General features: G+C 60.6%; 27 protein-coding genes. 20 read left to right on the top strand and 7 right to left on the bottom strand.

Going from position 1 to position 25,985, the window contains the following annotated elements:
- Window positions 1–29 precede the first annotated feature (29 nt).
- The 8 genes from QCE64_RS24240 (at window position 30) to QCE64_RS24205 (ending at window position 8,959) form a co-directional block, all read left to right on the top strand.
- Window positions 30–833, top strand: coding sequence for an ATP-binding cassette domain-containing protein (locus QCE64_RS24240; RefSeq protein WP_310006642.1), 804 nt, complete (start codon window positions 30–32; stop codon window positions 831–833).
- A gap of 61 nt (window positions 834–894) precedes the next feature.
- On the top strand, window positions 895–2,448 hold the full coding sequence (locus QCE64_RS24235) for an ABC transporter substrate-binding protein (protein ID WP_310006639.1): 1,554 nt from the start codon (window positions 895–897) through the stop codon (window positions 2,446–2,448).
- Window positions 2,449–2,524: 76 nt separating this feature from the next.
- Window positions 2,525–3,472, top strand: coding sequence for an ABC transporter permease (locus QCE64_RS24230; protein WP_309834604.1), 948 nt, complete (start codon window positions 2,525–2,527; stop codon window positions 3,470–3,472).
- A 23-nt stretch (window positions 3,473–3,495) separates the two neighbouring features.
- The gene (locus QCE64_RS24225) at window positions 3,496–4,425 is read left to right on the top strand and encodes an ABC transporter permease (protein ID WP_310006637.1); all 930 of its coding nucleotides are present in this window, start codon (window positions 3,496–3,498) and stop codon (window positions 4,423–4,425) included.
- Between the two features lie 65 nt (window positions 4,426–4,490).
- The gene (locus tag QCE64_RS24220) at window positions 4,491–6,047 is read left to right on the top strand and encodes an amidase (protein WP_310006635.1); all 1,557 of its coding nucleotides are present in this window, start codon (window positions 4,491–4,493) and stop codon (window positions 6,045–6,047) included.
- 77 nt (window positions 6,048–6,124) lie between these two features.
- Window positions 6,125–7,282 (top strand): porin, encoded by a 1,158-nt coding sequence (locus QCE64_RS24215; protein ID WP_310006633.1) that lies wholly within the window; start codon window positions 6,125–6,127, stop codon window positions 7,280–7,282.
- Window positions 7,283–7,340: 58 nt separating this feature from the next.
- Window positions 7,341–7,544 (top strand): hypothetical protein, encoded by a 204-nt coding sequence (locus tag QCE64_RS24210; RefSeq protein ID WP_310006630.1) that lies wholly within the window; start codon window positions 7,341–7,343, stop codon window positions 7,542–7,544.
- Window positions 7,541–8,959: an amidase gene (locus tag QCE64_RS24205; RefSeq protein WP_310006628.1), complete on the top strand. Its 1,419-nt coding sequence runs from the start codon at window positions 7,541–7,543 to the stop codon at window positions 8,957–8,959. The genes QCE64_RS24210 and QCE64_RS24205 overlap by 4 nt, the downstream gene beginning before the upstream one ends.
- Window positions 8,960–9,116: 157 nt before the next feature.
- On the opposite strand, the gene QCE64_RS24200 is transcribed toward QCE64_RS24205, so the two are convergent.
- Entirely contained in the window at window positions 9,117–9,743 is a 627-nt protein-coding gene (locus tag QCE64_RS24200) for a hypothetical protein (protein WP_310006625.1), read from the bottom strand.
- Here QCE64_RS24200 and QCE64_RS24195 point away from each other — a divergent pair.
- Window positions 9,643–10,716, top strand: coding sequence for a carboxyl transferase domain-containing protein (locus tag QCE64_RS24195; RefSeq protein WP_310006623.1), 1,074 nt, complete (start codon window positions 9,643–9,645; stop codon window positions 10,714–10,716). The genes QCE64_RS24200 and QCE64_RS24195 overlap by 101 nt on opposite strands.
- A 162-nt stretch (window positions 10,717–10,878) precedes the next feature.
- Complete coding sequence (locus QCE64_RS24190) at window positions 10,879–11,298, top strand: PIN domain-containing protein (RefSeq protein WP_310006621.1); 420 nt, start codon at window positions 10,879–10,881, stop codon at window positions 11,296–11,298.
- Window positions 11,299–11,489: 191 nt separating this feature from the next.
- Here the strand turns inward: QCE64_RS24190 and QCE64_RS24185 are convergent, their stop codons facing one another.
- Both QCE64_RS24185 and QCE64_RS24180 read right to left on the bottom strand, forming a co-directional pair.
- On the bottom strand, window positions 11,490–12,071 hold the full coding sequence (locus tag QCE64_RS24185; protein WP_310006619.1) for a PIN domain-containing protein: 582 nt from the start codon (window positions 12,069–12,071) through the stop codon (window positions 11,490–11,492).
- On the bottom strand, window positions 12,071–12,541 hold the full coding sequence (locus QCE64_RS24180; RefSeq protein ID WP_310006617.1) for a helix-turn-helix domain-containing protein: 471 nt from the start codon (window positions 12,539–12,541) through the stop codon (window positions 12,071–12,073). Before QCE64_RS24180 ends, QCE64_RS24185 begins: the two co-directional genes overlap by 1 nt.
- A gap of 474 nt (window positions 12,542–13,015) precedes the next feature.
- Between QCE64_RS24180 and QCE64_RS24175 the strand changes: the two genes are divergently transcribed.
- Window positions 13,016–13,348 (top strand): ProQ/FinO family protein, encoded by a 333-nt coding sequence (locus QCE64_RS24175; protein WP_310006615.1) that lies wholly within the window; start codon window positions 13,016–13,018, stop codon window positions 13,346–13,348.
- A 364-nt stretch (window positions 13,349–13,712) separates the two neighbouring features.
- On the opposite strand, the gene QCE64_RS24170 is transcribed toward QCE64_RS24175, so the two are convergent.
- Window positions 13,713–13,988, bottom strand: a complete 276-nt coding sequence (locus QCE64_RS24170; RefSeq protein ID WP_310006613.1) for a CsbD family protein — start codon at window positions 13,986–13,988, stop codon at window positions 13,713–13,715.
- Window positions 13,989–14,151: 163 nt separating this feature from the next.
- On the opposite strand from QCE64_RS24170, the gene QCE64_RS24165 reads away from it, so the two are divergent.
- From QCE64_RS24165 to tnpC, 9 genes are all read left to right on the top strand, one after another.
- Window positions 14,152–14,592: an antitoxin Xre/MbcA/ParS toxin-binding domain-containing protein gene (locus tag QCE64_RS24165; protein ID WP_310006611.1), complete on the top strand. Its 441-nt coding sequence runs from the start codon at window positions 14,152–14,154 to the stop codon at window positions 14,590–14,592.
- Entirely contained in the window at window positions 14,589–15,068 is a 480-nt protein-coding gene (locus QCE64_RS24160) for an RES family NAD+ phosphorylase (RefSeq protein WP_310006609.1), read from the top strand. Before QCE64_RS24165 ends, QCE64_RS24160 begins: the two co-directional genes overlap by 4 nt.
- Before the next feature lie 180 nt (window positions 15,069–15,248).
- On the top strand, window positions 15,249–15,725 hold the full coding sequence (locus QCE64_RS37985; protein WP_404987460.1) for a ProQ/FinO family protein: 477 nt from the start codon (window positions 15,249–15,251) through the stop codon (window positions 15,723–15,725).
- Window positions 15,726–15,880: 155 nt separating this feature from the next.
- Window positions 15,881–17,347 (top strand): ISNCY family transposase, encoded by a 1,467-nt coding sequence (locus QCE64_RS24155; protein WP_404987430.1) that lies wholly within the window; start codon window positions 15,881–15,883, stop codon window positions 17,345–17,347.
- 597 nt (window positions 17,348–17,944) lie between these two features.
- The gene (locus tag QCE64_RS24150) at window positions 17,945–18,229 is read left to right on the top strand and encodes a type II toxin-antitoxin system Phd/YefM family antitoxin (protein WP_310006607.1); all 285 of its coding nucleotides are present in this window, start codon (window positions 17,945–17,947) and stop codon (window positions 18,227–18,229) included.
- Window positions 18,229–18,567: a type II toxin-antitoxin system RelE/ParE family toxin gene (locus tag QCE64_RS24145; protein WP_310006605.1), complete on the top strand. Its 339-nt coding sequence runs from the start codon at window positions 18,229–18,231 to the stop codon at window positions 18,565–18,567. Before QCE64_RS24150 ends, QCE64_RS24145 begins: the two co-directional genes overlap by 1 nt.
- A gap of 508 nt (window positions 18,568–19,075) precedes the next feature.
- A complete protein-coding gene (gene tnpA / locus QCE64_RS24140; protein ID WP_310006603.1) occupies window positions 19,076–19,462 on the top strand; it encodes an IS66-like element accessory protein TnpA in 387 nt (128 codons plus the stop codon).
- Window positions 19,429–19,797, top strand: a complete 369-nt coding sequence (gene tnpB / locus QCE64_RS24135; protein WP_309839676.1) for an IS66 family insertion sequence element accessory protein TnpB — start codon at window positions 19,429–19,431, stop codon at window positions 19,795–19,797. Before tnpA ends, tnpB begins: the two co-directional genes overlap by 34 nt.
- 65 nt (window positions 19,798–19,862) lie before the next feature.
- Complete coding sequence (tnpC, locus tag QCE64_RS24130; RefSeq protein ID WP_310006601.1) at window positions 19,863–21,437, top strand: IS66 family transposase; 1,575 nt, start codon at window positions 19,863–19,865, stop codon at window positions 21,435–21,437.
- A gap of 395 nt (window positions 21,438–21,832) precedes the next feature.
- Here tnpC and QCE64_RS24125 read toward each other — a convergent pair whose 3' ends face one another.
- Genes QCE64_RS24125 through QCE64_RS24115 form a run of 3 tightly spaced genes read right to left on the bottom strand, consistent with a single transcriptional unit; the run spans window position 21,833 to window position 25,746 of the window.
- The gene (locus tag QCE64_RS24125) at window positions 21,833–23,887 is read right to left on the bottom strand and encodes an ATP-binding protein (RefSeq protein ID WP_310006599.1); all 2,055 of its coding nucleotides are present in this window, start codon (window positions 23,885–23,887) and stop codon (window positions 21,833–21,835) included.
- 7 nt (window positions 23,888–23,894) lie between these two features.
- Entirely contained in the window at window positions 23,895–25,394 is a 1,500-nt protein-coding gene (locus tag QCE64_RS24120) for an ATPase domain-containing protein (RefSeq protein WP_310006598.1), read from the bottom strand.
- Entirely contained in the window at window positions 25,384–25,746 is a 363-nt protein-coding gene (locus QCE64_RS24115) for a HigA family addiction module antitoxin (RefSeq protein ID WP_310006596.1), read from the bottom strand. Before QCE64_RS24115 ends, QCE64_RS24120 begins: the two co-directional genes overlap by 11 nt.
- Window positions 25,747–25,985 lie beyond the last annotated feature (239 nt).

Raw genomic sequence — 25,985 nt, 5'->3', positions numbered from 1 at the left:
CGCCCGAACGGGCGCACGGAGCGTATGCGATGAACGTGGCAACCGAAAAGACGACGAAAACCCTCGTCGAGATGCGCGGGCTGGGCTTGCGTATCGGCGATCGGCAGATCGTCGAGAACATCGATCTGTCGATTTACGAAGGAGAAACGCTCGGGCTCGTCGGGCCTTCCGGATCGGGCAAGTCCACGCTCGGCAGGCTGGTGCTTGGCCTGCTCAAGCCGAGCGAAGGCGTGCTGCGCTACGCGGGGAAGCCGCTTCTATGGCGGGGCGCCGCGGCGATGAGCCAGCGGCGCGACATCCAGATGATCTTCCAGAACCCGCTGGCGGCGTTCAATCCGCGCCGCACCATCGGTGAGAGTCTGGAACTTCCGCTCGTCAATTTCCAGCTCGGCACGCCACGTGAGCGGCGCGAGAAGATCGCGCACCTGCTGGGCGTCGTCGGGCTCGACGCCCGTTTCGCGCTCCGGTATCCGCACGAACTGAGCGGCGGCCAGTGTCAGCGTGCCGGTATCGCGCGCGCACTCGCGACCGATCCGCGCTTCATCTTTCTCGACGAACCGTTGTCCGCCCTCGATGTTTCTGTGCAAGCCCAAGTGGCGAACCTGCTCAAGGAACTCCAGTCGTCGCTTGGCCTGACGTATCTGTTCGTGGCCAACAACCTGTTGATGGCGCGATTCATGAGCGATCGCGTGGCGATCCTCGACCGGGGCCGAATCATCGAAACGGGGGATGCCGACGATGTGTTCGAGCATCCTGCGCAATCCTTCACGCAACGCCTGATCGACGCTTCGCTGAATGTGCGGCATGCGGTCAGTCCTTCCACACCATCCTGAACCGGAGATCGAAGAGATGAAGTTCGGACGTTTGATTGGCAGGGCCGGATTGCTCGGCCTGATGACCCTTTCTGCCGCAGCCGCGGCGGCGCCCGCCACGCCCGTTCCCGGCGGGACGCTGGTGGTCGGCGCGGAAACAGAACTCGGAACGCGCGACCCGGCGATCAGCGAGTCGGGTGCCGCGGCGCGTGTAAACCAGCTCATCTTCGAGGGGCTGGTCGCGCGTGATCTGAAGGCCGACACCAAGGGCGCGCCGCCGCCGGTCGTCGCGAAACTCGCGACGAGCTGGGACGTGAGCGCCGATCAGCTTACCTACACGTTTCACCTGCGCAAGAACGTGAAATTCACGGACGGCACGCCGTTCAATGCGCAGGCGGTCGTATTCAACGTCCGGCGCGTCTGGGACCCGTCGTTCCAGTACTTCACCAAGCGAGCCGCGGGCATTCCGCCGTTTCGCTATCTCTATCTGAAAGACGTCAAGGCCACCGACGACAACACAGTGGTGTTCACCCTGAGCAAGAAGAATTCGTTCTTCGTCTATCAGCTTGCGGAAAGCGCATCGCCTGGGCTTCCAACCATCGGCAGCCCGACGGCGATCGCGAAGTACGGCAACGACGACTTCGGCAATCATCCGGTGGGCACCGGGCCGTTCATCGTCACCGAGCAAGTGAAAGGTCAATACGTGGCGATGAAGCGCAATCCGGACTACTGGAACAAACCTTATCCGTACGTGGATCAGTTGATCTTCCGGCAGATTCCGGACCCGCTCACGCGCGTCAATGCGCTGCGCGCCGGCGAAGTAGACATGATCGTGAGTGTGCCGCCGAACGACGTCGCGCCGTTGCGCAAGGACCAATTCATTGTCGCGACCAATCCGTTGCCGCACATCTGGTATCTGACGCTCAACGTGCATGCGAAGCCGTTCGACGACGTGCGGGTACGCCGCGCCGTGGCCATGGCCATCGACAAGGACGGCATGGCGCGCGAGCTTTTGCGCAACACCGCGGCGCCGGCATTTTCCATGGTGAGCCGCACCTCGCCTGCGTGGGACCCCAACTGGAAGCCGCCGTACCCGTACGATCCGGTCGGCGCAAAGAAACTGCTTGCCGATGCCGGCTACCCGAATGGCTTCTCGACCATTTACGAAGAGGCTACGTCAGGATCGGGCGAGATGATCCCGGTGCCGATGGCCGAGTGGATCCAGCGGGACCTCGCGAAGATCGGCATCAAGGTTGCGCTCAAGACGTACGAGTGGAATACCTACCTGGGCCGCTGGCTCAACGGCATGGGCCCGGATGTCGGCATGGACCAGCAGTCGTGGGGATCGAACTCCGATTTCTGGTTGCAGCAACCGTTTCGCAGCACGTCGAAACCGAACTCGGGCCGTATTGACGATCCGCAGATGGACGGCCTGCTGGACCAGATGGTGGCGGCCGACTCGGACAGCCAGCGGGTCGGATTTGCGCGCAAGATCGCCGAGCGGAATATGAGCGAGGTGTACCACATTCCCATCGTCAGCGATCTCGGTGCGTTCGCGATGTCTCAGAAGGTGCATGGCTTCGTCCGTGCTTCCGACTGGCTCGAAGACTACACAAACATCTGGATCACGCAGTAGGCGCGTTCCTGCATGACGGGTGCGGCCGCCGGGCCGTCACCGCGTCAGTCCGATCAACTCTCCGCTGGGAGTCAGCATGCTGCGATTCGCGTTACGCCGCATCATTGCCGTGCCGTTCATCATCTTCGGAGTCTCCGTGCTGGTCTTCGCGCTGATGCGGATGATCCCGGGCGACGCGGCCGCCGCGCTGCTGGGTCCGTACGCGACTGCCGACGCGCTGGTCTCGTTGCGCCAGAATCTCGGACTCGACCTGCCGCCGGTGCTGCAATACTGGATCTGGCTCAAGCATGTGATCACCGGCGACTTCGGCCGCTCGATCGCATTGAGCATGCCGGTGACGGAGGTGCTCCTCCCGCGCGCCTTCAACAGCGGACTCCTCACGCTGGCGGCGTTCGTCATCGCCTGTGTGCTGGGGGTAGGCTTCGGTGTGCTGGCGGCAGTCACGCAGAACTCGATCCTCGATCGCGCGAGCGTGACCGTCGCGCTCGTGCTGGCGAACGCGCCGCCGTTCTGGCTCGGCTTCCTGCTGGTCCTGTACTTCGCGCTCAGGCTGCACTGGCTGCCGGCTTCGGGCATGACCGTCATCGGACGGCCAGGCGGCGCCGGCGTAATAGTCGCTCACCTGATCCTGCCCGCCGTCACCGCCGCGTTGATTCCGCTCGCGGTCATCATGCGCCTGACGCGCCAGGCCATGATCGATACCCTCAAGCAGCAGTTCATCACGGCCGCGCGGGCGCGCGGGCTGCCGGAGCGGCGCGTGATCGCAGGACACGCACTGCGCAACGTGCTGCCGGGCGTGGTGAACATCTGCGGCATGCAGCTTGGCTACATGTTTGGAACCGCGTTGTTCAGCGAGGTCGTTTTCAACTGGCCGGGGATCGGTCAGCTCATGTACAACTCGATCATCTCGCGGGACGTACCCACCATCCAGGCCGTGGTGCTCGTCGTGGGCGCGGTGTTCGTGCTGGTGAACTTCGTCTCGGACGTGACGCAGGCCGCGTTCGATCCCCGCGTGCGCCGTTAAGCCAGCGATACTGGAGCATTCGAATGACCAATCTGTCGATCGAGAAGGGCGCCGAGGTTGTTGAACCGGTGAAGGCGCCAGTCGCACCCCATACCGAGCGGCAATGGCGGCTCGCCTGCCGTGCCTTCCTGGCGGATCGTCCCGCCACGCTCAGTCTCGCGTTCGTGATACTGGTGGCCATGGCGTCGCTGCTGGCGCCGTGGCTTGCGCCTTACGATCCCAACACCGCCGGCGATACGGTGCAGACCTTCTTGCCGGTCTTCTCGCCGGGCCACTGGCTGGGCACGGACGGTCAGGGACGCGACGTGTTCAGCCGTTTGATCTGGGGTGGGCGCGTCTCCCTGCCGATCGGCATTTTGCCGCCGCTCGTGACCACGGTGGTTGCGCTCGTGTTCGGCATCACCGCCGGATTCTTCGGCGAACGGATCGGCAATCTGATCATGCGCCCGATGGACGTGCTGTTCGCCTTCCCGATGGTGCTGCTCGCGATTGCCGTCTCCGCGGTGCTTGGCCCGGGAATGATGAACGTCATGTTGTCGATGTCGATCGTGATGGTGCCGTACTTCACGCGCGTCGTGTATGTGGAAACGGTCGGCGTGCGCAGCCGCGATTACATCGATGCCGCGCGCATCGCGGGAAGCTCCACGCTGGGCATTCTGCTCAAGGAGGTCCTGCCAAACGTGCTGGCGCCCGTGCTCGTGTATGCCACCACGGCCATCGGTGCAATGATCGTCTTTGCTTCCGGCCTGAGCTTTCTCGGGCTGGGCGTGCAGCCGCCGATCTCCGACTGGGGAATCATGTCTTCCGACGGTCTTGCCGTGCTCAGCACGAGTCCGCTCGTCGCCACGATTCCCGGCGTGATCGTCGTCGTCGTCGCACTGGCCTTCAACTTCATCGGCGACGGCATCCGCGATGCTCTGGATCCGCGCCAGCGCACCCTGCGCAGAAAGTAGTCCGATCGGCCCGCGTGGGGCCGGCGGCTACTTCCAACATATCGTCATCCTAAGGAGTCGGTTTCATGCCTATCGGTCCGGAATATCCTTCCACAGATGAACTCGTCGCCATTGCTCGCGACTACGGCATCAGTCTCAGCGGCGAAGATGCGGCGACTTATCGCTCGCTCATGAAGAATTCGATCAACTCGTACCGCGCCGTCGAGGCCATGCCCGAACCGAAGTTGCCGGTCAAGTACAAGCGCGATGCCGGATACCGCCCGGAGCCCGTCGACAACCTGCTCAACGGCTGGATGTGGCGCTGCGAAATCGAGGGTGCGCCGGAAGGTATCCTCAAGGGCGAACGGATTGGCCTGAAGGACGTCGTTTCGGTAGCGGGACTTCCGTTCACCAACGGATCGCGTCTGCTGGAGGGCTATGTCCCGGACTACGATGCGACCATCGTCACCCGCATCCTGGATGCAGGCGGCACTATCGTCGGCAAGACCAATACGGACGACACCTCGTTCTCGGGCACGGGTCATACGTGCAGCCACGGTCCGGTCGGCAACCCGTTCAAGCCGGATCACAATCCGGGCGCGTCCTCGTGCGGCAGCGCCGCTGTGATCGGCGCGGGCGACGTGAGCATGGCGATCGGCGGTGACCAGGGCGGCTCGATCCGCATTCCCGCCTCCTGGTCGGGATGTTACGGTCTCAAGCCGACCTATGGTCTCGTGCCTTACACCGGCTGCGGCATGATCGAGCAGACGATGGATCACATTGGCCCGATGGCGAACAGTACTGCGGGAATCGCCAAACTGCTGACCGCGATCGCCGGCACCGACCCGCTCGATCCGCGTCAGCGCGGTGTGATTCCAAAAGACTTCAAGTTCGATTACATGGAGTCGCTCGAGAAACCGGTGAAGGGCTTGCGGATCGGTATCGTGCGCGAGGGCTTCAAGATCGACGGAACCGAGATGGGCGTGCCGTCGTCGCAGCCGGAGGTGGATGCCCGCGTGCACGCGGCCGCGCAGCAATTCCGCGATCTCGGCGCGATCGTCGAAGAAGTCTCGTTGCCGATGCATCTGAGCGCTTACCACGTCTACACGGCGATCATGCTGGAAGGCGCGACGGACTTCATGATCAAGGGCATGGGCGTGGGCAGCAACTGGCTCGGCTTCTATGACACGAACCTGAGCGAAGCGCTTGCGCGCGGGATGAAGTCGCATCCAGGCGAGGTCCCGGCCCAGGTGCTTTCGGTGCTGCTGACGGGGGAATACATGCGCCGCCGCTATTTCGGCCGCTACTACAGCAAGGGGCAGAATCTGCGCCGTCTCGTCGTGCAAGCCTATGACGACGCGCTCGCCTCCTATGACATCCTGGTCATGCCGACCACGCCGATCGTCGCGACCAAGCGCGTGGGTCGCGATGCGTCGATCGCCGAGACGATCGGCAGCTCGTTCAACATGCTTCGCAACACCTGTGTCGCGGACGTCACCGGTCATCCTTCGATGAGCATCCCGTGCGGGATGTCCGACGGCCTGCCGATCGGCATGATGCTGACCGGGCGGCGCCTGGAGGACTCGACACTGATCGCGGCATCCGCGGCATTCGAAAGCCTCGGCGACTGGAAGACGATGTAAGACAGAGGTTCCCGCGCCCGTCCGAACGCCCGGGCGGGCATTTTCCTCAACACGCAATTCTCAATCAGACGGCCATCATGAATCGTGCGGTCAAGACCAGCCTTGTTTCGCTTTCGTATGCAGGCATGCTAATTACTTCGCAAGTAGCGAGCGCTCAGAGTTCAGTCACGCTCTACGGCATTCTCGATTCGGGAATTGCCTATATTCACAACAGCGGCGGCAAGGCGACACAGATCGCGATGACCGTGGGAGAGGCGGGTCCACGGTGGGGCCTGAAGGGCGAGGAGGATCTCGGAGGAGGGCTCAAGGCCATTTTCGTTCTGGAAGACGGCTTCAGCGTGGGGACGGGACGACTCGGGGGAAACAATCTGGAGTTCGGGCGTTCCGCGTATGTGGGTCTGGCGAGCAGCACGTTCGGCACCTTCACGCTTGGACGGCAATACGATCCGGTCACCGACCTGGTCCAGGCGATCACCGCCGACTGGGTATTCGGACCGATCTTCGCCCCACCCGGCGACTTCGACAACTACGACGATTCCGCGCGTTTCAGTAACGCGGTCAAGTGGACCAGCCCGGCTTACCGTGGGGTGCAGGCGGAGGCGATGTATTCGCTCGGCGGCGTGGCGGGCGCGACCGGCTCCGGGCAGACGTGGTCCGGCGCCCTCGCATACCACGCGGGGCCCGTGTTCCTCGCTGCAGGCTATCTGCATATCGACAACGGCAATCCGACGGTTGTCGCGCGCGGCACGAGCAGCGCCGATTCGCTCTTCAACAGTCCCGTCAACGCAGGCTATGCGTCCGCCAGTTCGGTCGACATCGCACGAGTGGGCGCGGAATATGTCGATCACGGCGTGCAGGCCGGCGCGGCCTATAGCTATTCCGTCTACAACCGCGACGGCTCATCGACGTTCGCGAACAAGCAGAAGTTTCATAACGGCTCGGTGTTCGCGGCGTACAACATCACGCCGGCATTTCTGGTGGGCCTCGGCTACAACTATTCGCGGGCGCTCGGTGACGCTTCGGCCAAGTATCACTCTTTCGAACTCGGAGCGAACTACGCGCTCAGCAAACGCACGGTCGTCTATGCGCTGGCCGCCTATGTCCATGCGCTCGGCGAGCAACGTGACGCGAGCGGTGTGTTGAGTCCGGCGCAAGCGGTGGTCGGATCGTATGACATTGCCTCGGGCGCGAGTACGCAGGAGATGGCGATCGTAGGCATCCGGCACTCGTTTTGAATTTTTCCATCGCCGGGACTCTTCGGAGTGGCGGCGCACACTTGCAGAGGATCTGAAAATGGACCGTCCTGCTTTTGAAGTGACCGCCGGGCGTATCGGCGCGTACGCGGCGATGTTCGATATCACGCTGTCCGCCGACGACTGCACGAGGCTGGCCCGGAGCCTTTCGGCGGGCCTCGCCGGACTGGCGGCATTACGCGCGGTGAATGTGGACGGCGTCGAGCCCTTCGTCGCCTTTCCGATCGACCGGGTGCAATCATGAGCCGGCCCGCTGACGCAGACCTGCCGTTTCTGTCGATAGTGGAACTCGCCCGGCATATCGCTTCACGCGAGATCAGTTCCGCCGAAGTGACAGCGTTGATGCTCGATCGCATTGCAGCGCTCAACCCCTCGCTCAACGCCTTCATCACCGTCGTGGCGGATACCGCGCTGGCCCGCGCGAAAAGCCTGGACGCGTTGCTGGCAAGCGGCGGCAGGGTGGGCCCGCTGCACGGCGTGCCGATCGCCGTCAAGGACAACATCGCGACGGCAGGCATCCGAACCACGGGCGCATCGAAAATCTTCGCGGACTGGATTCCCCAGCAGGATGCGACCGTGGTGCAGCGCTTGCATGACGCGGGCGCCGTGCTGCTCGGCAAGCTCAACCTGTATGAACTGGCGTTTGGCGGCGTCCATGCGGATTTTGGGGAGACGCGCAATCCGTGGGACCTCGCACGCGCTTGCGGCGCATCGAGCAGCGGGCCGGCGGCGGCGGTCGCCGCAGGTCTCGCCTTCGGCTCGCTCGGCACCGACACCGGCGGCTCGATCCGGCTTCCGGCGGCGGCCTGCGGGCTGGTCGGACTGAAACCAACGTACGGGATCGTCAGCCGGGCGGGCGTTCTGGCCGCCGGATACAGTCTCGATCACATCGGGCCGCTCACCCGAACGGTGACGGATTGTGCGTTGATGCTGCAGACGCTTGCAGGCCCCGATCCCCGCGATCCCGCGGGTTCGCAGCGCGCCGCGCCAAACTTTCTCGACGGGATCGAGGACGGCATCGACGGCCTCCGGATCGGTGTGCCGCGGGTTCAGCCGAGCGAGGCAATCGAGCCGGAAGTGCAGCAGGCCTGCGCGATGGCGATCCAGACACTGGAACGCGCGGGCGCCCGGCTGATCGACGTGACCCTGCCCGATCACCTTCTTTCGCGCGAGGTGATGTGGGCGATCGCCGCGACCGAACTTGCCGAAGCGCATCGCGATCATTTGCGCAACACGCCCGAGGCCTATTCAGAGCGCGTGCGAGATTCGATCCTGCAAGGCGCGCTTCTTCCTGCGACCGAATATGTACATGCGCAGCGCGTGCGCCAGAAGATCGCGCTCGCTTACGCACGAGTCATGGACGATGTCGACCTGCTCGCCATGCCGGTCATGCCCTTTCCCGCGTGGCCGGTCGGCGCGGACGAGGTGTCCTTCGGCGGGTCGACCGAAAACCTGATGGCCGCGCTGACGCGCTATTGCCCGCCTTTCAATATGACAGGTCAGCCGGCCATTGCGATCCCCGCTGGATTCGATGCACACGATCTTCCGCTATCGATACAAATCGCAGGCCGTCTGCACGAGGACAGACTGGTCTTGCGGGCGGCGAGAGCGCATGAACGTGCAACGGATTGGCATCGGCGGCGGCCGGCGTTCTGCTGAAACTCAGGTTGAACGCGGCGTGCCGGGGAGGACGGTGTCGGGAACGGATCTGAGCCTCGAACCCCTGCGCAACGCGACGCCAACTGGAAAAAGTGCTAGCCCTCCCGGCGCACGGCCACCATCGACGTCACCAGCCGGACAGTCTTCCTCTCCCGGGTCACGAATCAGGCGTCCCGATACGCCATTGCCCGGGCGGAAGCGTGCCATTCACGGCGAAGTCGCCGACGATTCGATCCTTGTAAATCCGCGGATTGTGCGATGCAACCGTGCGCGCATTGCGCCAGTGGCGGTCGAGTCCAGCCTGACGCAGCGTCGCCGACGCGCCGAGCGCATCGAAGACGCTCGCCGCCGCATCGATGACCAGTTGCGACGCCACGGTCTGCGCCTGCCACACTTCGATCTCTGCTTCGGCGAGCACCGCCAGCGAATCGCCCGCGCCGCGCGCCTGCGCGTGCGCGGCGCGTTCCACGGCGCGTGCGGCATGCGCCGCCGTTGCACCGGCGGCCCATGCATGGGCTCGCACGCGGCCTGCGATCTGCAGGATTTGCGGATCGTCGGCGGGACGAGCGCTCGCCGCATGGCTGTAGCTGCGGTTGCGCGCGGCGCGCGTGCACGAGACCTTCGGCGCGGCCGCCGCCGGAATGGGGACGCGCTTTGCCGAGCACTTCAGGCTCTCGGGGCGGGTGCCGCAGATCGCCGCGGTCATGGGACCGGCCTTTGGCGGCCCATCGTTCACCGCATGCCAGTCGGACTTCACGAGCATCGTGAAGGGAACGGGCTTCATGGGAATGTCCGGTCCGCTGGTGGTCAAGGTCGGGATCGGCACCGAGGTCGAGCGGGAAGACATCGGCGGTGCGCAGATGAGCACCGCCGTGACGGGTCAGGCCGATCACATAGGCGAAACGGAGGCCGATACGCTCGCAGCGATCCGCGCGTTTCTGTCGTACTTGCCCTCTAACTGTGACGAGCTTCCGCCCCGTATGCCGTCGCAAGCGGCCGCGGTCGACAGCGAAGCGGGCGCTGCCCGGCTGCGCGCGTTGATTCCTGATTCACGTCGCCAGGCTTACGACATGCGCAAGGTGCTGGCGCTGCTCACGGACGGCGGCGTGTTCTTCGAGTACGGCGCCCGCTTCGGTCCCGGCGTGACGACGGCGCTCGCCCGCATCGACGGGCATTCGGTGGGCGTGGTGGCTTCCAACCCGATGATGCGCGCGGGCGTGCTCGACCAGCGCAACGCGCGAAAGATGCGCAAGTTCGTCGACCTCTGCGATGCGTTTCATGTCCCGCTCGTTTTTATCGCGGATGCGCCGGGTTTTCTGGTAGGACCGGAGATCGAGAAGGAAGGCATGGTGTCGCTCGCCAGCCGGTTGTTGAATTCGGTCTATGGCGCATCGGTGCCGAAAATCACGATCGTCGCTCGCAAGGCGATCGGACTGGCTTATCTCGCGCTGGGTGGACGCGCGAGTGGACCCGATGCCATCGTTGCATGGCCGGGCGCGCATTTCGATGTGATGGGTCCCGAGGCGGTCGTGGAACTGATGCACGGCCGCGAGATCGCTGCGGCGGCGGATCCGGACGCGCGACGCGCCGAGATCGCGGCGACTATAGACGCGCAATCGAGTGCCTACGAAGCGGCTGCACTTGGATTGATCGACGATGTCATCGATCCGGCTGAAACGCGTCGCGTCATTGTGCAGACGTTGGAGCGGGTTACGAAAAAACGCAGGACGGGGTTCAAGCATCGCGTGGATGCCTAAAGTGCTCGTCTGCCCGCGGATTTCAAGTTCGATCGGGAATCACTCGGCGATCGGGATAGCGCCTGATGACGCAGCACGTCGGCCAGCGTCTTTAGCCCAGCGGCGCCTCAAACGACCATGCCGTACAAGGCGCACAGCACACCGGGAGACGGCGGCAGGAACATGGAGGCAGCACCGACTCGCTTCGCCGTCGACAGCAACGTCATCGTCAATCTGTTTTCTGGCGACGTCGCAAAGGCTGACAGGGCTGAAGCACTGGTGGCTGGCGGAAATTCCAAGCCAGTCATCAGTACCCAGGTCATGAACGAGGTCACGCTTGTGATGAGCCAGAAGATGGGCCTATCGTGGCGTGGAATCGAGCGCATCTTAGACGACGTCGAAGTGCTTTGCGAAGTCGTGCCCCTGGCGCTCGACGTTCATAAAGAAGCGCGCCGAGTTGCAGCTCATTACGGATTTAGGTTTTACGATTCTTGCATCGTTGCTTTTGCATTGCTCGCAGATTGCGAGGTGCCCTACAGCGAAGACATGCATCATGGTCAAGTTATCTTCGACCAGCTGACTGTGATCAACCCCTTTTCTTAACCGTTCTCAAAGCGACCGCACTAGTGAGGCCTCGGAAGCGATCGTTCAAAGCACGCAGGCTCCAGCTCCGCAGTAACATTTTTCACGATGAACACTGGCACACATTAATATGTGATGCGAAATATTGATCGGGCCGAGGGCATGAGGAACTCACGGAGGGAGCAGCGGACGTTGCACGAGCGCTGCGGAGTCTAGATCAACTCGCCAGCTTCACGAATTCGCTGAGCGGCCATCGGCAGCTCATTTTGCTCGAGCACTGTCGCGAACTCTTCCACTGAACTTTGTGGTCGTTTGCGCCGAGCACGCATTCGTTTGAATGATGAGATCGCGACTAGCGGCTCAAGATCCCATTGGTTCACGATGAATCGATCAGGATGTACAATTTCAATTCCGTACGGCGCAACCGCGCTTCGGGGGAAATCGCGCACATTAGCGGTGACGATGCAATCCGCATGACCGGCTAGGGCGGCCGCCAGAACATGCCTGTCATTGGGGTCGGGGAGATTGAGACTTTCGACCAGCGGAGACCACGCTTCATCAAGCACTTGCCAGTCTGGTACGGCGTCGCGCATAGCGTCTCGTCGTACCCCCAGCCTGTCCTTCAGATCCGGACGACGTTGCACAAGCGCCAGCATCCATTCTTCTTCGATTCTGCTCGACCATTTGGCGCTGAAAAGCCCAGCGGTTGCCAGACTAAGCAGCGCATCCGTCTGGGCGATAGAGTAGAGCACGCAAGCATCAAGTATGGCTGTGTAGCGCGCATTCCCCGCCATCAGTAATCCAGGCCGAGATCGCGTGCGTTGTCTGCCATACGGTCCAATGCAGATTCTTGCCGCTCGCGCATTTGATTGGCGTAGGCCATCAGATCTCCGAAAGCCACTCGCCGATGCGTCCCGACCATCCGATGCGGAAGTCTTCCCGCTTCGATTTCCTTGATCACGAAAGGCCGTGAAACGTTGAGGAAGTGCGCTGCTTCGACGGTCGTGAACTCTTTCTGACTTGGCACGACCGAGATCGCGCACCCTTCGCTCATTGCACCCAGAAGCTGACCAATGAGCTTGAGCGCCGCTGGCGGCACGTCGATAGACGGATGCTCGCCCGTGTCGGTCGTCAATGTAATCGCGGCCGCACGCGAGTGATCGAGCGCTTCCATAATGCAACGCTGTGCAACCCGCGCCATCTCGAGATCATGCTGACTCATCGGAGGCGGAGACACCTCGCGGATTCGATTCGTCGTTGTCATGGGATACCCCTCGTCTTAATTTTCTAGACCAGACTACGCCATAAACGAAATAAATGCAACAGGTGAAACATCTGTCCGCCCCTGCTCCGGATGGGCCGCGGGCGGTACAGACCTAGGCGCTGGACTCGCGGCGCGATGGATTTGGCGAGGAATGTCGTCGTCAGTGGAGGCCTGCTTGAGCGCGACGAACCGGACCTCAATAAGTTTTAGGATGCAGCCAAGAGCGTCGAGAGCTATGCACGAAGTGACGCGAGAGGTCGACACTGTGGTGACAGTGAGGACGCAGGCTGGCGGCGGCGATGTTTGAAGGCGCAGCAGATGTTCGCGGAGGCTTTGCTGGCTTCCTGCTTTCCGTGTGACGGCCACCGGCGATGACGTCGTGCGTGAAGCAACCGTTTTGCTGCTTTCGCCTTGGGTCAGCTGCGCTTTGAGCGCAGCGAGCTTTTCGCATCCCATCGTGCTGCCGCGCGCGCTGTGAGTACGCTGCAACGACAATTCCCGCACGCGTTTCCACGCAGTCCCGCTCCGAAGGTTCCTCTCAAGGTTGGGATCCTCAAGGACATGCTTGCGCAAGCGTTGTCGCTTGGGTTGCGCGAGCGAGACGCGCGTAACGGCGTCAAGCGCTGGTGTCGTGGCCACAGCTACTGGACCTGCCTCATCGAAGGCAGTGCGCGCGTGGATCTTGCCGGCGCAATCACCGTCGTTGTCTCGGCTGCCGAAGCGGAGTACGGCACACGTCAAGAGAAGGCTCAGCTCGCGCGCAGGCAAGAGCAGATGGTGAACAAGCGACTTGATCGGCCACGGTGATCGGCAAGACGGTCGCGATAATACCTTGACATAAGTAATATAATAGTTCGCATTCCAAAACGTAACATGCGGACGCAATCGGATTGGCAGGCTAGTGGTGTTCCGAGAAACCGTCAAGCAAACTGGAATGAGAAGAGAGGGTCGTCCTAGATGTTTCCTCTAGCAACAGCCAATTGGTGCAGCTTCGGGTTCGGCGAGCACAGAGGAGCCTCACGGACGGTCACGATCGGTTGATGACCCAAACTGCGTCGCGCGTAGGCCGTTCGGTTGCATGGGATAGTTCAATCAGCGAGCATGCGGACTGTACTCGCGCGGCGAGCGCCGCGCGACCCCTTTGACTCAATCAATGGGTGAGCGAGGGCCCTCACCGAAATAATTGTTTCGACGCGCCTGCACTGCCGATCAACAGACCTAGCAAAAAGCTCGAGACCGCAACGATGCCCAGGACGGCCAGCGGATTTTCGCCGGTCTGATCCCGAACCATGTCCACCGTGCGGCCCACGAACTCTTGAGTGGTCCCGGCGACTTGCCCGACCCTACCTTTGATTTGACTCATCGCGTCGCCGGCACCGCTGCCGATGGCCTCCTGTACCGTGCCTGTCGCCTCCTTCAACATTCCTTTCGCCTCGGTCGTGTCCATTTCCAGTCTCCCAGAAGTTGTCGGCTCAGCGAGGGCTGCCGCGCAACCGCCATACCTACGGATTGCACGCGGCCTCGGTCAACTCGTTCTGAGCGGCGAAAGTACGCCAGCGGCCGGCGCTGCCAATTTGGTGTAATATAGATGCCAATTGGCAGGAGGCGCTATGACCGTCATCGACAAAATTTCGGCGGACTCGTTGTTGGGCGGACGCTCGGTCTTGCGCCGCGCACCGCGGTCGGGCCTCGATTGGGTGGATATCGTTCGTCACGGCATCTCCTCCCAGGCGCTCGACTCAATGCTCAAATCCATCGCGATTTCGCAGTCAGAACTGGCGCAGGCGCTCGATATTCCTGAGCGCACCTTGGCGCGGCGCAAGCGAGAAGGCGTTTTCAGCCGCGAGGAGTCTGCCAAGTTGCTACGACTCGCGCGTGTCGCGGCGCGCGCGGCGGAAGTATTTGAAGATCTCGATCTCGCGGTCGGGTGGCTCAAGGCGCCGGCAGCGGCACTAGGCGATGCTACTCCGCTCAGTCTTCTCGATACGGACATTGGTGCTGATAGCGTGATGGATACGCTCGGGCGCATCGAGCATGGTGTTTTTGCATGACCTTGATGGCATGGCGGGTAGTGACAGAGCGGTATGCCGATAGCGCCTTTTCCGGCGAAGGTGCGCGCCTCTATGGTGGGCGGTGGAACCCGAAAGGGGTCGCGCTCGTATATACAGCACAGACACAATCGCTTGCGCTTCTCGAGATGCTCGTGCAGGACTCACCGCTGCGGGCCCGGTATGTGATGATCCCGGCGCGAATTCCTGAGACCCTGATCGAGCGAGTCGATGCTGCGAATTTGCCGCCCGACTGGAGAGAGCTCAGTGCACGGACCGAGCTGCAACAGATTGGTGCTACGTGGGCGCAGAAGCGAACGAGCGCGGTGCTTGCGGTGCCGAGCGCGGTCGTCCCTGCCGAAACTAACTACCTGCTCAACCCCAGTCATCCAGACTTCGCGCAAATCGCGCTTGGGGCGCGCGATGAATGGGAAACTGACCCACGATTGTTGCGGCGCGCCGCTCGAAACGATGCATGACAACGGTCGTTGCGTGCAACCGGCATTTTGTTTTCGCAAACGGGATTGAGCTAGAGTTTCGGCCGCGTTCGGCACTGCCGCCTAGGAGAACCGCCACGGGCGCTGAACGTCGACGTTTGAAGGCGACTGGTAAAATCTGGCGACTGATTGCAGGCATGCACCATGTGATTCGAACAGCTCATTGCGCTTAAGGCGCAGCTGAACCAGGACGCGAAGGGCAAAAAGGCCGCATCGCACCGGACGTCGGCGCCAGTAGGAGTCGAAAGGGAAATTAAGCAGCCACCGAAGCGTCCGCGAACATCTGCTGACGCGGCCACGCGTGCAGTCACTACGCTGCAACGACATTTTCCGCACGCCTTTCCGCACAGTCCCGCAAGAAAGGTGCCTCTCAAGGTTGGGATTCTCAAGGATGTGCTTGCCCGAGCGGCGTCGCCTGGGCCGAGCGACCGAGACGCTCGTAATGGCGTCAAGCTCTGGTGTCGCGGCCAACGCTATTGGACCTGTCTCGTCGAAGGCAACATACGCGTGGATCTTACCGGCGCAATCACTGGCGTTGTGTCCGCTGCCGAAGCGGAGTACGGCGCAAGTCAGGAGAAGGCCCGGCTCGCGCGCAGGCGAGAACAGATTGCGAACAATCGACATGGTCATATGCGTTGACCGGCGAAACCTAACCGCAGGCTATATTTGACATAAACCTAATGATCGATATTACATGTGTAGGTCCCAAGTTCAAATGTCGTGTTTCTGCCAAATAGAGATGTCGCATTTTGACGTAGCTTCGTTGCCAGACAAGCGTTTGAGGAGCGCTGGCGATGAACACGACCGGGACCATCACCATGTCGATGCGCGAACTGGACCGACTCAGAGTGATTCAGGCAGTCGCCGAACGCCAGCTCAAGCCAGGCCGTGCCGCCGATCGGCTGCGCGTGAGCGTGCGGCAAATCGAGAGGCTCGTCTTGCGTTATCGTGCGGACGGTGCACGTGCTCTGGTGTCCGGCAAGCGCGGACGCGCGAGTAACCACCGTCTGCCGGACGGCGTGGCGCAACGCGCGCTCGCGTTGATCCGCGAGCGTTACGCTGATTTTGGTCCGACACTGGCGTGCGAGAAGTTACGGGAATGCCACGGCATTGAACTGGCCGTCGAGACGATTCGTTCCCTGATGACGGCTGCGGGCCTTTGGGTGCCTCGCAAACAGCGCCCGCCGCGGATTCACCAGCCCCGCAACCGCCGCTCGTGTCTGGGCGAGCTAATCCAGATCGATGGCAGCGATCACCGCTGGTTCGAGGAGCGCGCGCCGGCCTGCACGCTGCTGGTATTTATCGACGATGCGACGGGCCGGCTGATGACGCTGCACTTCACCGCGACCGAGTCGACCTTTAGTTACTTTGAAGCGCTGTCGAAGTATCTGCACGCGCACGGTAAGCCCATCGCGTTCTATAGCGACAAGGCCAGCGTCTTTTACGTCAAGAACCGCTCGCAGACCGCTGGCAAAGGCGTGACGCAGTTCGGGCGAGCCTTGTACGAACTGAACATCGATGCGTTCTGCGCGAATACGAGTCAGGCCAAGGGGCGTGTCGAGCGCGCCAACCTGACCCTGCAGGACCGGCTGGTCAAAGAGTTGCGCTTGCGCAGCATTAGCACATGGGAAGCAGCCAATGCCTATGCGCCCTCCTTCATCGCTGACTTCAATCAACGTTTCGGCAAGCCGCCACGTAGCGACCACGATGCTCATCGGCCCTTGCGTGCTGACGACGATTTGACGCAACTACTGGCACATCGCGTGTGGCGCAAGGTCACGCACGCGCTGACGGTGCAATACGATCGGGTGATGTATCTGCTGGAAGACACGCCTGCCAATCGCCTATTGATTCACCAGCAGGTCGAGGTGGTCGAATACCCGAGCGGCTGCGTCGAGGTGCAGGCAGGCGGCGAGGTGCTTTCCCGCGGCACTTACGACCGTATTGCGCGGATTGATCAGGGCGCGGAAGTCGAGAACAAGCGTTTGGCGCATGCACTCGAGGCCGCACGGCTGCTGCAAGCCAAACGAGACGATCGTCGTGCATGTGATGCACCTTCACGCACGCCTCGCGGTGAACAGGTTCGGGCCAAAAAGGCGCTTGAAGGACTGAAGAAGCAACGCGCACTAAGCATCGCCGACATGAACGAAGCGATTCTCGAAGTCAGCGCAAAAGCAATGAGGGAACGGGGGGCGGCTGCGCCGCCCCAACCCCACAACCCGAACAGAAACATCGCTTCGAAACCCGACATTTCTACTTAGCGGAGACCCCGACATTTGAACTTAGCGGCAACAACATGAAGTACTTGAAGGCCGCGCGCGGCTTATCTCATGGCAGCAATCAGCGGCAATCCGATACTCGTCCGAGTCGGTTTAGTGCGGGCGGTCAGGATGCTGCGAATTGTAACCAATCGCTCTTCGGCCACTGGACTGGTCGCTGGTTGACTGCGCGCTGAAAACGCAGGCGTTCTGAGGACTAATCCCTGCAGACCGCGGGGACACAGAGTTTGCCTGATCGACCGCACTGTTCGACTGCCCGGGCAATAGCAATGTCGCCTTTCTCTCTCCGCAAATGTTCCAGCGATAGGCGATCATCCTCAATGGGCACTTTAACCAGATGCTCCAACGTAGCCTCAGATACTGTACGTATATACAGTATTCGTAATGTGGCGTGTGGCCACAGGGCAGCAAACGTCTTTCAGAGCAAGGTATGCTCTCATCTCAAGCGACTACCGGGCGGAACAGGTTCCTGAGCGGTCTCCGGGGAGCACCGCGTACAGGCAGCATAGACCCGCGTTGCTGTCGAACTAAACTTAGTCTATATTCAGTCCTTATTGGCATCATCACTACGGAGGTAGGATGCACCTCGCGGACCATGTGAAACCCATCAGCTACCTCAAAAGCGAGGCGGCCCAGATCGTCAAAGACCTGGCCGACTCGGGTGAGCCGCTCATCATCACTCAGAACGGCGAAGCGAAGCTCGTCGTTCAGGATGTTCGGAGCTACGAAGCCACGCAACAGACGCTCGCGCTGCTGAAACTTCTCGCGCTCGGACAGAAGCAGATTGACCAAGGCGACCATTTCGACGGGGAGGATTTTTTCTCGGAACTCGACGAACTCGACCGGCAGCAGAAAATCCGTTGATGCAAATCCCGCCGTTGAAGTACCGTGTCCTGCCGACGGCGCGGATTGGTATAGATGAATTGAGAAGCTACATCGTCCGCACATTCGGTTGGGAGACGTGGCGTCAGACTTCGGCGCATCTCCAAGAAACCATCGCGCATATCCGCCAGTTTCCTGAGAGTGGTCGCGTTCCTCCGGAGCTCGACGGGTTCGCCGACGAGACTTTCCGACAGGTGCTTTCCGGTAAGAACCGGATCATTTATCAGGTGCGCGCCGATGTTCTTTATGTTCATCTCGTCTGCGACACCCGGCGTGATTTACAGGCGCTTCTACAGCGAATTGTCGTTCGCCTGATGTAGCGAATCGTATCGCTCGGGTACGGCAGCAGCAACCTTGCGCGAACGACGCTTCCTTAGCCGTGGCCAACCGATGCGCGCTGAGCGATTTGGATCGCTGGTATTTCGCTCGCAAGACCGCGGCTTCGGATCCGAAGGCGTGGCCGGGGCCGTGTGACGGCAATTATTTCGAGCGCTTCCATTCGCCATCGTCGGCGTACCAGTCCACCATCTCACCATCTTGCCGCTCATATTTGCCGTAATGGCGCTTAGGAGGAGGTCGTTGCGCGCGTCCAAACGGTGCCAATCAGCTCAGCCGCGGCATCGCACCCATCCGTGGGTATGTTGGGTTGCTCGATACCCACCGGGCTCTTCTCCTGCATCTCCGGCCAACAATCAACCGCTGCTCAACCGACCGAACCGAATGTTTGTCAATCGGTAGCAGCTGAATGGTAAGCGGCTGGCCAACTCGCCTTGATTGTCGTTGAAGCGCTTGGGAGTATCGTGTCCACTAAAGCGAATAAGCGGACACGTGAACACGATCGAAGAAGAGGCGTTGCCGACCCGTCGCCGTCGTCGGCGCTACACCGAAGACTTTAAGGCACGCGTTGTTGCCGCTTGCCAGGGTACCGGCGTGTCGGTGTCGGCGGTCGCGCTGGAACATCGGCTCAACGCGAACCTACTGCGACGCTGGCTTGATCAGGCAGAAGGCAGACTTCCGAAGCGGTTGTCTGAACGCCCGGTAGAAGCTCAATCGACACCACTACCAGCGTTCGTTCCTGTTGCTATGGCGGCGAAGCAGGTAGCTTCGACGGAGATCAAGGTCGAAGTTCGCCGGGGCAATCAGTCGATAACGGTGAGCTGGCCGGTCTCCGAAGCCGCGCAATGCGCGACATGGCTGCGCGAGTGGCTGCGGTGATTCGTGTCGACGAGATCTGGCTAGCAGTTGATCCGCTGGACATGCGGGCCGGCTTCGACACGGCGTTGGGGCGCGTGGTGAAGGTCTTCGGCGCCGCGCATCCGCACCACGCGTACCTGTTCACCAACCGCCGCGCCAACCGACTCAAGGTCCTGGTCCACGACGGCATCGGTATCTGGTTGGCAGCGCGGCGGCTGAATCAGGGGCAGTTCGTCTGGCCCCACGCTGGCAGCGAACCCAAGCAGCAGGTGCTCACGCACGAACAATTGGCGGGCTTGGTGCTGGGGCTGCCGTGGCAACGCATCGGCCAGGATGGCGTGATCCGCATCATCTGACGCGTCGGCGGTGACGTATACAGTTCTCCTTCTCGCGCGTGCGGGATTCTGGCAGACTGGTCTGCATGAACCCGCCGGCCGACCTCGACGACCTCAGTCCAGAGCAGTTGCGTGCCCTTGCCACGCAACTGCTCGCTGAGGTCCGCGCGAAGGACCAGGAGGTGACGGAGAAACGCAGAGAAGTCGATGCGTTGGAACGGGAGCTGCATTACCGGCAAACCCGCATCGACCAACTGACTCACGAGATCTCCGTGCTCAGGCGCCAGCAGTTTGGCCGTCGCAGCGAGCAGCTCAACAACGAGCAAATGAGCCTGCTTGACGAGGCGATTGATGGCGACCTGGCCGCCATCGAGATAGAGCTCGAAGAGCTCGAGCCTGCACGCAAGCGCCGACCCGAGCAGCCAAAACGCGCACCCTTGCCGCCGCAGTTGCCGCGTGTCGACGTCCGTCATGAACCGGACAACACGGTGTGCCAATGCGGATGCGAACGTGTTCGTATCGGCGAAGACATTAGCGAGAAGTTGGATTACGCACCGGGCGTGTTTACGGTGGAGCGGCACGTTCGCGGTAAATGGGTATGTCGTAACTGTGAGACGCTGATCCAGGCACCCGTACCCTCGCACGTCATCGATAAGGGCATCCCAACCACCGGACTTCTGGCATCGGTCCTAGTCAACAAATTCGCAGATCACCTGCCCCTATATCGCCAAGAGCAGATCTTTGCGCGTGCGGGCCTGGCGATACCGAGATCTACGCTAGGCGCGTGGGTGGGCACCTGCGGCGAGCAGTTGAAGCCATTGGTCTATGCCCTCCATCGAGAGATTTTGAAGGAAAGCGTGTTGCACGCGGACGAGACCCCGGTGCAAATGCTCAGCCCCGGTAAGGGGAAGACGCATCGGGCTTATCTGTGGGCGTATACGCCTACGCAGTTCAGCAACCTTCGCGCGGTGGTGTACGACTTCGCCGGCAGCCGAGCCGGCGAGCATGCCCGCACCTTCTTGACCCGCTGGCACGGCAAGCTGGTATGTGACGACTACGGCGGTTACAAGGCCTCCTTCCTTCAGGGCGTCACCGAGATCGGCTGCGCAGCTCACGCGAGGCGCAAATTCTTCGAGCTGCACGCCAATCACAGCAGCCAGCTCGCTGGGCAAGCGCTACCATTCTTCACTGAGCTCTATGCCATCGAGCGGGATGCCGCGAATCTCGATGCCGATGCCCGCCACCGGCTTCGACAGAGCCGGGCCAAGCCAGTAAGCGACGCGCTTTACGAGTTGTTGGTTACGCAGCGCAAACTCGTTTCCGACAGCTCCGCCATTGCTAAGGCTTTGGATTACAGCCTGAAGCGCTGGCAAGCGCTGACGCGTTATCTCGAAGACGGGCATGTACCAATCGACAACAATTGGGTCGAAAATCAGATACGTCCATGGGCCATCGGCAGGTCCAACTGGTTGTTCGCAGGGTCGCTGCGCGCTGGCCAACGCGCCGCTGCGATCATGAGCCTCATCCGATCGGCGCAACTCAACGGGCACGAACCCCATACATATCTCAAGGACATCCTGACCCGCCTGTCGGCCCACAAAGCAATCGACATCGCAACTTTGCTGCCGCATAACTGGCAGCCTCTCGCACCTGTCGAGTAATCCATCGTTCGTCAAGACGGGTTCCCTGGCCGCTTACGCTGAATGGACCCTAACGTTCATTGCATGCGCGTTCGCGCTCTACTGGAGGTTCGTCGAACGGCGGCACCCGACCCTCAAGAGACATTTGTTCCAGCGCGCTGCAGATGGCCGGTACCGATCTTGGAGCGGCCGTATGACGTCGCGCAGATGCATGCCACTCGTACATAGGGTGACCAAGGTGAAATACCTTCGACCATTAGACGCTAGGCGCTCTCGATACTGCAGCAGCCCTTCAATCGCTCGGTAGGACCATTCGCTCGCGACCGCACGCCGAGGAGCGAACTTTAGCTTGGTAGTCCAGAGGTCATATTTGGAGGTATCGTAAGGTACGCGTGCTAGCCCGTAAGCCAGCTACCTCAATGGCTAGGCTTCACCGCCTTCGCAATCTCCGAAAGGAGTTGGCTTTGCTGATAGGGCTTTCGCAATTTCGGAAGATCGGCCTCTGTACCCTCGGGCAATTCCGCATAACCCGTTGCAAGGATGACCGGCAAGGAAGGCCTCAGCAGTTGAGCAGCCTTCGCCAGTTCGAGTCCAGTCATTTTGGGCATCGAATAATCTGTCAGCATCACATCGACCTCGCGATCGCTACGTAAGACTTCAAGCGCGGCGTGACCCGAATTCACTTCAATTACATCTTGTCCCAGGTCCTGCAGTAGGAAGGACGTGCTGGAGGAGATCAGCGGATCATCGTCTACAACCAGCACCGTCGCCCGTAACTGCGGGGTATCTTCCTGGGCGTAACTATGCAACGGTCCCGGGATGACCGACGTGGCACGTGTGTCAGCGACCGGAAGCCAGATCGTTGCTCGCGTGCCGCTTCCTAATTCGCTTTCTAGACGGAGCGCCCCGTGCAACTGGCGGACCAGACCATGAATCATGGATAAGCCAAGTCCCGTTCCTTTACCCAATTCCTTCGTCGTGAAAAACGGCTCAGTGGCTTTAGCAAGCGTTGCGGCATCCATACCTGTGCCAGTATCGGCGACAGTCACACGAACATATTCCCCATCCGCCAGTTCACTGTCGCCCATTGAATGCAAGGTGTCGACTGTAATCTCAATGGTACCTCCGTCAGGCATAGCGTCACGGGCGTTCACAACGAGGTTCAAGATTGCCAGTTCGACTTGATTCGCATCGGCCATCGTGAATGAAAGATTGGTAACCGCGTTCACTCTCAGCTCGATTACCGAGGTGAGCGATCGCTCGAGCAGGTCGGTCATTCCAGACACTAATCCCGACATCTGCACGGGCTCAACCTTGAGCACTTGTTGGCGCGCGAACGCAAGAAGCCGTTGCGTCAGTGCGGCACCTCGTTGCGCGCCCTTGAATGCGCCATCCACTAGTCGGCCGACGCGTTCCTGTGATGGCACTTCTTTTCGCACAAGCTCCAGATTCGCCATGATGGCCATGAGAAGATTGTTGAAATCGTGCGCGATGCCGCCAGTCAACTGCCCGATCATCTCGAGCTTCTGAATCTGCCTTAACAACTTCTCGGTATCTTCGCGCTGTTGAATTTCCTCGAGCACAGTCCGATGGGCATTCTGGAGTTCGGCCGTTCGCTCCATGACTTTCGCTTCAAGCGTCTCATTGACTCGACGCAGCTGATCTTCCGCTGTCTTCCGCGCAGTGATGTCAGAAGATACGCCGACCAGCCGAGACGCCTTTTCGAGACTATCAAGCACTATACGTGCACGGATGTCGACCCACCGAATTGATCCATCAGGTACGACGACGCGATATTCAATCACATAATCACAGCCCGTCTGGACGCTGCTTTTCACCGCAGCCCGCATTCTCGGTCGATCTTCTGGGTGGACACTGGCGATAAGCTGCTCATAGGCGAAACTTTCGTCCTCACCACGTCCAAAAATCGCCTTGCAGGTTGTTGATGCTGTCAGCGTCAAAGTATCCAGGTCTAAAGTCCACGAACCGAGCTGCCCAGCGGTTAAAGCTGTGCGTAGGCGCAGCTCCCCTTCATGCAACTCCTGAATCCGGGCCCGAGCCTCAAACTGGCGACGTCGGCCACGTACCGCAGTCTCCACAACGCTTACGAAGGTGGTTGGGTGAAACGGTCGCTCAATGAACGTCACGTTTCCAAGCGCTTTAGTCAGCCGCTCAGCCACTAGCCTGCGATCGGTGGCGCCGATTCGACGCGTTAAAACGATAAACGGTACGTCGGACCATGGGGGCTGTGCTTCTATCCACTGTGTCAGCGCGGTGATATCAGTGCCATTTAACGCCTCGTCGGCAATGATTGCGCAACAAATATCGTCGCTCAGTCCGGCACATAGGTGCCCCATGTCGGCACAGGCCCTGGATTGGACTCCAGTTGCAGTCAAAAGCTCTTGAGCTACGCTTAGGTCGCGTCCAAACGGCGTGAGAATGAGGGCCGGACAGTGTTCGATCTCAGACATCCGACGGCTAGTCCTGTTTCGGCGTGAGAAGCGGCGCGGAATTCCCCACAAAGGTCGGTACTCCACGCAACACACCCTGGAACTCGTCTAGTGGGCCCCCTAGCGTCAGCCCTTTGGAACTGATACGAAACTCGCGGATCGACTCTTCATGTGCGCCCGTGCGCTTCTTGATGACGGATACTGCACGGCGGACGCGACCTAGCGCCTCAAAATAGCGAAGAAGGATCACGGTGTCTGCCAGGTACGTCACGTCTACCGGCGCTTTCATATCCCCAACCAGACCATGTTGTGCGACTGTCAAGAACGTGTTTGCGCCCTGCCGGTTAAGATATTGGAGCAGTTCGTGTATATGCAGTACGAGCGCATTCTCTTCAGGCATGGCCGCCTGGTAGCCGTTCAGACTATCGATGACGACCGTTTTTGCCTGCATCCCGTCGACGCTGGCTCGCACTCGGTGAGCGAATTCGCCGGGTGACAATTCAGCAGCATCCAGTTGTTCGATATGGAGGTTGCCCGACTCTTTCATTGCCTGAAGATCGATTCCCATAGTGCGGACCCGATCAAACAGTAACCCGAGCTCTTCGTCGAACACGAACATCGCCGCTTTCTCGCCTCGCCGCACAGCGGCCGCAACGAATTGGATGGCGAACAAGCTTTTCCCGGTCCCAGCTGGGCCAAGAATGAGTGTACTAGAGCCCTGCTCCACCCCGCCACCAAGCAGAGCATCCAACTCCGCGACATCGCTTGTCATCTGAGTTCGCTCAAAGCTGGTGCGATGTTCACCGGACACCAATCGTGGGTAGACTGCTACACCCCCCTTCTTGATCGCGAAGTCATGATAGCCACCGCGAAACTTCTGTCCTCGGTACTTAAGCACCCTAAGACGCCGCCTCTCCGCACCGTATTGTGGCGACAGTTCCTCCAACTTGATGACACCATGAGCCACGCTATGCACCGTTTTGTCGGCAGCTTCGGATGTCATATCGTCTAGCAGCAAGACGGTCGCATCGCGACCAGCGAAATAATGCTTAAACGCAAGGATCTGTCTACGATAGCGCAACGAACTCTGTGCAAGCAGACGAATCTCCGAGAGGCTGTCGATCACGACTCGCATGGGCCGAATCCGCTCGAACTCTTCGAGGATGGCGCGCGTCGTCTCACCTAACTCAAGGTCGGACGAATAGAGGAGCGTCTGTTGTTGTTCCGGGTCCAGCAGGTTCTCCGATGGGCTAACTTCAAAAATGCTTATCTCGTCTGCGAGCGTCCACCCATGTGACAGTGAGCTCCGTCGTAATTCGGACGTCGTTTCCGACAAGGTAATGTACAGGCAGGGTTCGCCCAATTCTGCGCCAGCCATCAGAAAACGAAGCGCTATCGTCGTCTTGCCGGTGCCAGGGCTCCCTTCAAGCAAAAACACGCTGCCCCTGCTTAGGCCACCGGCAAGGATGTCATCCAAGCCGGGCACCCCGGTTTCTGCGTAGGTCGAATTAAGGGTGTTAGCGTCCATCGGTTGCTCCGAGCTTCTTTATCACTTTATTCGGGAGGCAGTATTGAGGAATAAGGGGTAACAATTGCGCCAGCGATGAGCGGGCATTGCCTAACTCGTACGCACACTGCAGTTCGAGCCAAAACATGGCCGAGATTCCGCATAGCGCCTCAAGCCTCACCGCCATTTCTGGTGTAACGCTTGCGCTCGAGTCGAAGATTCGATGTAAGGTTTGTCGAGACACACCCAGATCTCGAGCCGCCTGGCTAACCGAGAGATCCAGACACGGCAGCACAAAATCTTTCAGAACGCCGCCCGGATGTCGGGCCTCGCGAAGGTAATGCGCCACCTCCAAGGGTACTGATTCAGACATGGGTGTAACCTCCTGCGTGACACATCGTTCAGCATAGCACGTCCCCATCGCTGCGGCCGCACAGCTGATCCAAGACGTGCTATGCGGTTTGGTCCAACAACTCGGGCGGGCTACTTGTTCGCGCAAGGATTGGCTAATTGGTAAGCGTCAATCTGAGGCCGTCTTGACGATCAGAACTTGACCTCTGAGAGCCGCTGATTCGTTAGCACGAGATCGAAGGCGGCGGGATCGAAGCTGCC

The sequence above is a fragment of the Caballeronia sp. LZ043 genome (assembly GCF_031451075.1).
GTDB lineage: Bacteria > Pseudomonadota > Gammaproteobacteria > Burkholderiales > Burkholderiaceae > Caballeronia.
The sequence above is the reverse complement of the archived record's forward strand: the minus strand, read 5'-3'. Positions and strand labels throughout refer to the sequence as shown.